This is a genomic window from Paraburkholderia sp. (assembly GCF_026225065.1).
Classification (GTDB): Bacteria; Pseudomonadota; Gammaproteobacteria; order Burkholderiales; family Burkholderiaceae; genus Paraburkholderia.
The window spans coordinates 1-9,004 of record NZ_JAMFSB010000386.1 but is presented as its reverse complement, the minus strand read 5'-3'; the positions used below and the strand labels follow the sequence as shown (position 1 = coordinate 9,004).

9 protein-coding genes and 1 pseudogene are annotated in these 9,004 nt (G+C 61.4%); all 10 read right to left on the bottom strand.

Annotated features, from left to right (window positions below; translation table 11 throughout):
• Window positions 1–179: transporter substrate-binding protein (locus M0954_RS27055; protein WP_297356539.1), on the bottom strand; the 179-nt coding region annotated here is incomplete at its 3' end.
• A gap of 30 nt (window positions 180–209) precedes the next feature.
• Window positions 210–1,511, bottom strand: a complete 1,302-nt coding sequence (locus tag M0954_RS27050) for an amidase (RefSeq protein WP_297356537.1) — start codon at window positions 1,509–1,511, stop codon at window positions 210–212.
• Window positions 1,512–1,542: 31 nt separating this feature from the next.
• Complete coding sequence (locus M0954_RS27045; RefSeq protein WP_297356535.1) at window positions 1,543–2,250, bottom strand: ABC transporter ATP-binding protein; 708 nt, start codon at window positions 2,248–2,250, stop codon at window positions 1,543–1,545.
• Entirely contained in the window at window positions 2,247–4,109 is a 1,863-nt protein-coding gene (locus M0954_RS27040) for a branched-chain amino acid ABC transporter ATP-binding protein/permease (protein ID WP_297356533.1), read from the bottom strand. Before M0954_RS27040 ends, M0954_RS27045 begins: the two co-directional genes overlap by 4 nt.
• A complete protein-coding gene (locus M0954_RS27035) occupies window positions 4,102–4,935 on the bottom strand; it encodes a branched-chain amino acid ABC transporter permease (RefSeq protein ID WP_297356532.1) in 834 nt (277 codons plus the stop codon). Before M0954_RS27035 ends, M0954_RS27040 begins: the two co-directional genes overlap by 8 nt.
• A 76-nt stretch (window positions 4,936–5,011) precedes the next feature.
• Window positions 5,012–6,178: a substrate-binding protein gene (locus tag M0954_RS27030; RefSeq protein ID WP_297356530.1), complete on the bottom strand. Its 1,167-nt coding sequence runs from the start codon at window positions 6,176–6,178 to the stop codon at window positions 5,012–5,014.
• 65 nt (window positions 6,179–6,243) lie between these two features.
• Window positions 6,244–7,074 carry a nitrilase family protein gene (locus M0954_RS27025; RefSeq protein ID WP_297356528.1) on the bottom strand — a complete coding sequence of 277 codons (831 nt, stop codon included), beginning with the start codon at window positions 7,072–7,074 and terminating at the stop codon, window positions 6,244–6,246.
• A gap of 444 nt (window positions 7,075–7,518) precedes the next feature.
• Window positions 7,519–8,208: pseudogene (locus M0954_RS27020) on the bottom strand (TraM recognition domain-containing protein); the annotation flags it as partial.
• Between the two features lie 7 nt (window positions 8,209–8,215).
• On the bottom strand, window positions 8,216–8,524 hold the full coding sequence (locus tag M0954_RS27015; RefSeq protein ID WP_297356526.1) for a HigA family addiction module antitoxin: 309 nt from the start codon (window positions 8,522–8,524) through the stop codon (window positions 8,216–8,218).
• Window positions 8,525–8,531: 7 nt separating this feature from the next.
• On the bottom strand, window positions 8,532–8,810 hold the full coding sequence (locus M0954_RS27010; RefSeq protein ID WP_297356524.1) for a type II toxin-antitoxin system RelE/ParE family toxin: 279 nt from the start codon (window positions 8,808–8,810) through the stop codon (window positions 8,532–8,534).
• Window positions 8,811–9,004 lie beyond the last annotated feature (194 nt).

Genomic DNA, 9,004 nt, shown 5'->3' with positions numbered 1-9,004 from the left:
TCGAGCAGGCGCCCCCCCACGCCGCCGGCCGCGTTGACTTCCTCAATCGCGAGCGCTGTGCCGAAAAAATGCTCCGACTCGGTCGCGGAGGTCACGCCCGTGCGCGAGTACAACACGCCGATGCGCCATCCATCGTCCGCGGTTGCCGAATCGGCCGACTGTCGCGCGTTTGCCTCCATTTCGCTTCGTCCTTGCATCGCTTCCTCCTTCTAGGTCGCGGGGAAACGTCCCACTGCTGCTGCGATCGCCTGCTCGGCGAACGCGGCAGCGTCGAGGCATCGCGCATCGTCCCACGGACGGCAGATCACCTGCACGCCTATCGGGCCGCCTCGTGTGCCTCGCAATCCCGGCACATTCACGCACGGGCAACCGAGCAATGTCCAATTGCGATTGAACGCGGGATCGCCCGTGGACGCCAGACTGTCGGGCGCTTCGTCAGGTGCACTCGGCGTGAGCAAGCCGGTGATGCCGTCGAACTGTTCGACAAGCCTGGCTTTGGCCTGTTCCGCCAGAACCAACGCCTGAGCGTAGGTTGCCGTATCGACCCTCGCAGCACGCTCAAGAAAACCGGCGAGCAGCGGCGATAAATCGCCACGATGATGATCGTACTCGAACCCCAACGCCTGATACGCTTCATAGCTCTGGATTGTGTCGTGCGCGGCGACCACGTCGGCCATCCAGGGAGCGAAATGCACCCGCTGCACGCGACCACCCGCCTGCTCGATGGCGCGCACCGCCATGTCGAGCGCGTCACTCGCGTTCATCGAGGGCGCAGCCCATGGGTAGCTGTCCGGCACGCCGAACACCGGGCTGCCGCTCACGCCGCTCAGGGCAAGTTGCCGGCCCGACAGGACCTGTGCGAGGTAAGCCACATCACGCACACCGGCGCCAAACAGGCCGACCGTATCCAACGACCACGAGAAGCACTTCATGCCGACGGTTGGCAACATGCCGAGTGTTGGCTTGTAGCCAGCGATGCCGCAAAACGAAGCGGGTCGGATGGTTGAGCCGCCGGTCTGCGAACCGATCGCGAAAGGCGCGATGCCGGCTGCCACCGCAGCGGCCGAGCCGGATGACGATCCGCCGGGGGTACGCGCCAGGTCGCACGGATTGCGCGTCACCGGCGGGGTCATATAGGCGAATTCGCTGGTGACGGTCTTGCCGATGACGATACCGCCGTTACGCCTCAATAACGTGACAATCGCGGCATCAGATTTCGGCTGGTGGCCTTCGTAAATTGGCGAACCGTAGCAGGTGACCAGGCCGCTCGTGTCGAAGATATCTTTCACCGCGATCGGTATGCCGGCCAGCGGGCCCTTTGCACCGGCGGCCGCGGTCAACGCCGTTTCGCGGTGCGCAACGGTCGCCATCGCCCTCACCTCGGGCTCGACCTCCTCGATGCGCGCGAGCGACTCGAGAACAGCGCGATCCCGCTCGCGGGGGTCGCCGCAAGTATGCTTGAGCAGGTCCAGTCCCGAGCAGGGTCGATAAAATGAGTTTGCGTTCTTCATGTGCCGCCTATCGTCATGGTCGTCCTGCATGTCACACACGCAAGTGTTGGAAGATCGATGCCACCGCCGTTTCATCCTTCGCGTTGCCATGCTCGAGGATCTCACCTTGCTTGAGTACCGCGTAGCGATCGGCAACCTTCAGCGCGAACGGAACATTCTGCTCTACTAGCAGCAGCGTCGTGCCGTGCTGGCTGCGTTCCCATAGCAGTGCTTCGGCGAGACGATCGATCACGGACGGTTGCAGCCCTTCCGTAATCTCGTCGAGCAAAATGAGCGAAGGACGCATCATGAGCGCGCGCGCCACCAGCAGCATCTTCTGTTCGCCGCCGGAAAGGGTGCCGGCCAATTGCTTCAGGCGACTTGTGAATACAGGGAAAACTGGCTCGATCCCGGCAAAGCGTTCGTCGAACGCCGACGCCTTCTCGAGCCCAAGACGCAGATTGTCGCGGATGGTGAGATCCTGAAACAACGCATGTTCCTGAGGTGCGTAAGCAATGCCTTCTCGCGCGATCTGGTGAGGCGCCATGCGAGTGATATCTTGCCCTCGCGCGCGGATCGCGCCGGCTTTCTTCGGCAGATAGCCCATGATTGTCTTGAGCACCGTCGTCTTGCCCATGCCGTTCTTGCCGAGCAGCGCGATGGCCTCGCCGTTGGCAACAGTCATCGACAACTTGCGCAGCACGACCGAAGCCTTGTATCCGCTCGTCACGTCCTGCAACTCCAGGGCGATCTGGCTCATGACTCCTCCTGTTGTCCGACGTTTTCGCCTGCCGCGGCGCTTTGCGCGGTCCCCGCATAAATCGTTCTGACCAGCTCCGAGTTGACTACTTCGTTGAAGTTGCCTTGCATTACGATACGCCCCTGGTGCAGGACCACGATGCGCGTGGCAATCCCGGCCACGAAATCGAGGTCATGTTCCACCAGCAGACAGCAAAGCTGATACTGATGAGCCAATGCGGCGAGCACATTGCCGATTTGCGTGCGCTCCGTTTTGGTCAAACCTGCCGTGGGCTCGTCGAGCAGCACGATACGTGGCTCAAGTGCTAGCACCATCGCCAGTTCCAACGCCTGCTGTTGCCCATGCGACAGATCCTTCGCCACGGCACCCAGCCTCTGATCGAGATGGGTGGTACGAAGCACCTCCAGCGCATAGGGCGGCAGCGCAAGCGTAGTGGAGCGTCGCAGGAGCGATGGCCGCTCGATGATAGTGCTCGCGATTCTCAGGCACTCAGCAACGGTAAGCGTCTCGAAGATATTCGCGTTCTGGAACTTGCGCCCCAACCCGAAATGCACGCATCGGTCCGGCGGCAATTGCCGCACATCGTTGCCACAAAGCAAAACCGTGCCGGCGGAGCGTTCCGCGCCGTCGCTTATGCACCGCATGAGCGTCGTTTTGCCGGCACCGTTCGGGCCGATGAGGCCAACCAGTTCACCGCCATTGGCGTTCAGGTCGATGCCTTGCAGTACTTTCAGGCTGCCAAAATGTTTGGCGACGCCGTTCATCTGCAATGCCGGCGCTGACAGCGCCTGTTGATAAGCCGCGCGGACATCGCGCTCGACCAGCTCCGGTTCGGCGCCGTTACCGGCCAGATGGCGCAGTGGCTTTAGCAACAGCGGCACCAGACCTTGCGGCAACAGCACGATCACGGCCACGAACGCGGCGCCCAGAATCAGTTGCCACGCGAATGGCATGCTGCCGCTGAGATAGGCGGTCCCGACGTTTATCAGAAGCGTGCCGATCACCGGCCCCCATAACGTTCCCCTGCCGCCAAGCGCGACCCATATGATCAGTTGGGTGCCAAGGACAAACCCGGTCAGCTCAGGCGCGACGACGCCGCTGAACGATCCGTAGCCGAATCCCGCGAGACCGGCGATGGCTGCGGTTGCAACCAGCAAGACGATCTTTACGAGCGACGTATTGATGCCGAGGTACAAACAGCGTGATTCGTTGTCGCGAATGGCAGCCAGCACGCGGCCGCCGTCGCTACGCACGAATAGCCACGCGATCGCGGCGACGGCCAGTAGCGCCGCACCGGCGAGCCAGTACCAGGCCTGCAGCGAAAGATCGAAGGTCTCATAGCCCGTGAGTCCCGAACTCGAGCCGGTCCACGCGCCGCCGGAGAGCAGCAACTGGCTGAGAACGATCGGCAATACGAGCGACATCACCGTTGCGAAAAACGGCGACGCGCCGCGATAGAACGACAGCCAGCCGAGCAATGCGGCCACGGCGGCTGTCACCGTGATCGCCGCCCCCAGTGCGAGCACCACATAACCCGCCGAGAAACCACCGTGCGTAAAGACGAGACCCGCGGCGTAGGCGCCGAGACCGAAGAACGCCGATTGCCCGAATGTCAGATACCCGGTGTATCCCCACAGGATATCCACGGTCACGGCCACGATCGAGAAGAAGAAGGCCTGAATGAGGACGTTGAGCAGATACGAGCCGAAAACAAGTGGACCCGCAGCCAGCAGCATGACAGCCAGGCCTCCGGCCATAAGCAGACCGCGTCCGTGAATCGTTCGCCGGTTGTGTGCTTGCGCATCGCTTTGCACAGCTTGACCTCGGGCTCGATGGGACGATGCGTCGACTTTAGCCATGAGAGAACCCCTTGGGACGAATGCGCAGCGTGAGCGCCGCCAGTACGGCGATGGTCAACCCACCCAGCACCGGACTCACGAACGTGCTGACCAGTACCTGGCAAGCGCCGAATATGAGGCACGTCACCAGCAGACTGAGCATCGAGTGTCCTGAAACCATGACCAGCATGAACGCGCTCACCAGCCACGGCAGTCCCATGTCGGGGTCGACGCTCGACAGCGGCGTGATGAGCGTGCCGGCGAGCGAACCGAGCGCGGCGCCCAGACTGAAGGTGATAAAACGGATGCGGCCGGAATGAATGCCGAGTCCTCGCGCCAGATCCTCGTTCATGATTACCGCGCGCGTCTTGATGCCAAAGCGCGTTCCCGTGAGAAGTGCGGTCATGAGGACGCACAGACCCAGCGCGATCGGGATCAGTAGCAAACGATAGGCCGAGTAATCGGTTCCACCGATGGTGACGGCTCCTTTGAGCGGTGTCGCCACGAACTGCGCCTCGCGGCCGAAGGCCATTACGATGAGCTGTCCGATCACGATGCCCAGACCCCAGGTCGCAAGGATCGCGTCGAGCGGACGCTTGTAGAGCGGGCGCACGATCACCTGCTCGACGAGCATGCCCACGACGGTACCCACCACGACCGCGAGCGGCAGACCGAGCCACGGACTCAGCTTGAGCTGCGTCACGACGAAGCTCGCGTACGCGCCTATTGTCAGCAGCGCACCGTGGGCGAAATTGACGATTTTCATCACGCCGAAAATCACCATTAACCCTGCGGTCACGATGAACAGCACCGCCGCGGTTGTGAAAATATCGAGTGCCAAAACCATTGTCTTCTCCAGTCGCATCCGCCTGCGCGTCGCCTGCGGATGCGCATCAGCTCGGATGCCGTATTTTCAGTTGCGTCTACTTGATGTTCGGGCACTGCGCGCCCGGATCCACGTTCGGGAACGTCTCCAAGATCCTGATCGAGCCGTCCGCCTGTATCTGGCCCAGGCGCATGGCGAGAGGCGTGTGCCGGCTCCTGTTCATGGCCACCGGTCCGCGCGGTCCGTCGAACGACACCTGGCCCAGCGCCTTGATCACTTTGTCGGCGCCGGTTGAGCCCGCTTTTTCGACTGCGGCCTTGTACAGGAAGAACGCTTCATACTGCGGCTCGGACAACTCGTTCGGCGTCTTCAGATCCTTGCCAAATTTCTTGTCCATGGCCGCGAGAAATTTCTTGTTGCCCGGGGTATCGATGCCCGTCAGGTAGGAGCCCGACATGTACATGCCCGTGGCAACGTCGCCCATGCTCTTCGCCGTGCCCTCGTCGATCGCCAGGTTGCCATAAGGCAACGTCATGCCAGAACCCTTCAGTTGTTTGGCAAGCGACACGTTAGGCGCGCCGCCGGCCGTCGCGCTGATCAACGCATCAGGATGAGCCGCACGGATCTTGGAAAGAATCGACGTCCAGTCGGTGCCGTCGATCGGCAAGTACTCCTCGCCGACTACCTTGCCTCCGTGCTCCTCGATGTATTTTTTGGTGAATCCAAGCATACCGCGGCCAAAAACGTAGTCGTTACCGACCAGATAGAAGGTCTTGACGCCCTTGCTCTTCGCGAAGTAATCGACCACCGGCGCGACCTGCTGCTCAGGCACCCAGCCGTTGACATACATCCACGGACTGCACGAACGGCCTTCATAAAACGACGTGTACACGAACGGCTTCTTGCCGCGCGCCACGATCGGCAGCGCCGCGTTACGCGCGGCGCTCGTTTCCATGGAAATGATCGCGTCGACGTTTTTCTGGAACACGAGCGTGTCGTACGCTTTCTGCGCGCCGACTGCACCGGATGCGTCGTCGGTAATGTCGAGCTGCACCTGGCGGCCCATGATCCCACCCGCTGCGTTGATTTCGTCGACAGCGAGTTGCGACGACTGCACGACGGCCGGCGCGACCACACTATTGGCGCCGGACAGCCCCACCGCTACGCCGATCCTGATCGGATCGGCAGCGAGCGCACTCACGCAGGTGCAGGCCGCGACGAGTGCCGCTGCGCCGCCAAGGATTTTTCTATTGAACGGAGTCATGGATTTTTTCCTCACAGTGGTCGAATGAAATTCTTGTGTTTCGTACGGGCGGGCTATCGGATGCCTCATGCGCGTGAGGTCGGCCAGCCGGTGCCCAGCATCGGGTCGTACACGTCCGCGCGCCGATCGTGCAGGACGTGATTGAAGGCGTTCAGCGTGCGTTCCGAACGGGTGCGCGTGAGATCGATTGCGGCATACAGAATTTCTTCGCGATCGACACTGGCCGGGCCCGCGACCGGCCATCCGTTGCCGCCAACAATGAGGCTCTGGCCGACGAACGGTTGACCCCGCTCCATGCCGATGCGGTTTGCACATGCGATCACCACGCCGTTGCTGTGTGCGGCCGCCATGGTGAGCGTCGTGGCCATGGCGGGGCGATCGTCCGGTTGCGCCGGCATCGGTACCCAGTTGGTCGGTACGCAAACGATGTCCGCACCTTGCATCGCGGCAAGCCGATATGTTTCGGGAAACCAGCCGTCGTAGCAGATTGCGATGGCGATTCGTCCCAGCGGCGTGTCGAACACCGGAACGCCACGATCGCCCGGTTCGAAGAAGAGATGTTCGTTATTCCAGAGATGCAGTTTGCGATAGACGCCGACGTGACCCGCTGGACCGGTTAGGATGGCTGAGTTATAGAGTTGCTTGCCTGCCCTCTCGGCGATGCCGCTGACGATATGGACGCCAAGACGCTCCGCCGTTTCAGCAAGCATTTTCGCGGTTTCCCCTTCCGGCAACGGTTCGGCCAGCGCGAGCGCCTCAGTGCGATCGGTGAACACGTAGCCGGTATTGGCCAGCTCCGGCAACACGATCAAAGACGCGCCGTGATTCGCGGCGGCTTCGATGTGCCGGATGCACTGCGCCACGTTGTCGTGCTTCCTGCCGACATGAGGTTCCATCTGAACGCATGCGACCACCAAGTCTCCGACGCCACGTTCCGTGGGGTTGTACTGCAACGTCATCATTTCTTCTCCCAAAAGCAAAAAGCCCCCGAACCAGCGTTGGACGCAAGTTCGGGGGCTGCATAGCCTTTCATATGTAGCACGGCATCGTTGCCGTGGAGCCGCCAGAAACAATGACGGCTCAGTCGAAGCGAATTTATGAAGCCAAATTCACGATGTCAAGAAGTTTGACAGCGTCGAGGGTAAGTCCTCGGGGGGTGACTCCTGGGCAGCAATGCCATAGTTGTCTCTGGAGGGCCGCTTCGAGTCTTACAACGGGCATCCGTCTCGGCACGACGACCGCCCCAACTGGCCGACAGCTGTCTGACCTGCCGATTACGTAACGAACGGGACTGTTTTCGCTGCGTCACGGTGCCGCGGTGTCGCTGTCTTCCAATCGTAGATCTGGTGATTCAGATTCCCCAAAACCTGGAGCATTTTTGCTGCGTTTCTGAGCTTTGCTTCCAGGTCGGCCCAGGTCTGGAACGCGACGAACGCTTTGAAGCCGGCGCCGCGGCCCTTGTTCAGGATCTGGATGACCTGCTCGTTGATCGCCTCGGCGATTTCGTCGATGATCAAAACGACCTCCGGCGGCTTCGCGTAGAAGTTATAGATCGCGCCGCAGACGGCCGCTACGTCCGAGAGCACCATCGAGGCAATCGCCTTCTGCACGATGTTGTTCGACAGCGAGTCGAGGCCCATGTACAACACGGCCTTTTGCTTGATGACCTTATCGATGTCCTAGATCTCGCGCTCATCGTCGAAGTCGTCTGCCTTCGGAGCGACCAGCATACCGGTTTCGCCGGTCGCCAGCATCTGCAACAAAGGAAGCGCCGACGCGATGCGCATGTAGTGCTCGCGATCGTGCGTATGCGTCGCTACCAGCCCGTCGATGGTCTTGTGTCCGCGATCGTGCAGAACGAACCTGTCGATGTACAGCCGAACCATCAGGTCGAGCCGAGTGACGTCGTTCCTGCCTTGCGGGTTACGCTGAGCGTCGACCGCAATTTCCTGCTCCCATTCCGGCAGGCAGTTCTCAGGGAAAAACCGACGCAGGCAGCGCTCAAGCAGCGTCGCGATCCCTGACAGCGCACGGGAATCACGCAACCTCCACCTCGTGTGCACGCTCAACGCGCGGTGCGCCGTGCGAGCGGACCTGCCATAAGTCGTAAGCGGCCTGCTGTGCGACCCATAGATCAGCGCGGCCGCCACGATCGACGCCCAACCAACCTTCGATGCGTAGCGCCATCTCCGGCGAGATCCCAGCGCGTCCGTTGAGAACCCGCGAGAGCGCCGCGCGCGTGACGCCCAGCTGCTGGGCGGCGGCGGTCACGGTCAGTCCAAGCGCAGGGAGAACGTCCTCGCGAAGCGTTTCGCCGGGGTGCGGCGGATTGTGCATACGGGTCATCAAAACCTCAGTGGTAGTCCTGGTAGTCAACGAGAACGGCGTCCGTGCCCTCGAATCGAAACGTCATACGCCAGTTTCCATTGACGGAAACGGCGAAGTGTCCCGCGAGATCGCCGTGCAGCGGATGCAGTTTCCAGCCCGGCACGTTCATATCCTGCGCCGATCGCGCCTCGTCGAGATGAGCCAATTGGCGACGTAGCTTCGACGCGTGGTCGGTTTGGATGCCTGCCTTGCTGCCCGTCTCGAAAAACGCCTTCAGGCCTTTGTGCTCGGACGATTTGATCATGGCGGTATTGTATAGTGTATAGATTCGCTATACAAGTAGGGCCGCCGACTGCAGCGCGAGGAGGCGGCCCCGACTGTCCGCGGTCGACCCACAACTGCCGTTCGGACTGCTCACACTGCCATGGCCGCTTCCGGAGTACAACGGACGCTCGCGCCACCGAGTTGGTTGCCAAGTTATCGACTTTCGCGGACATT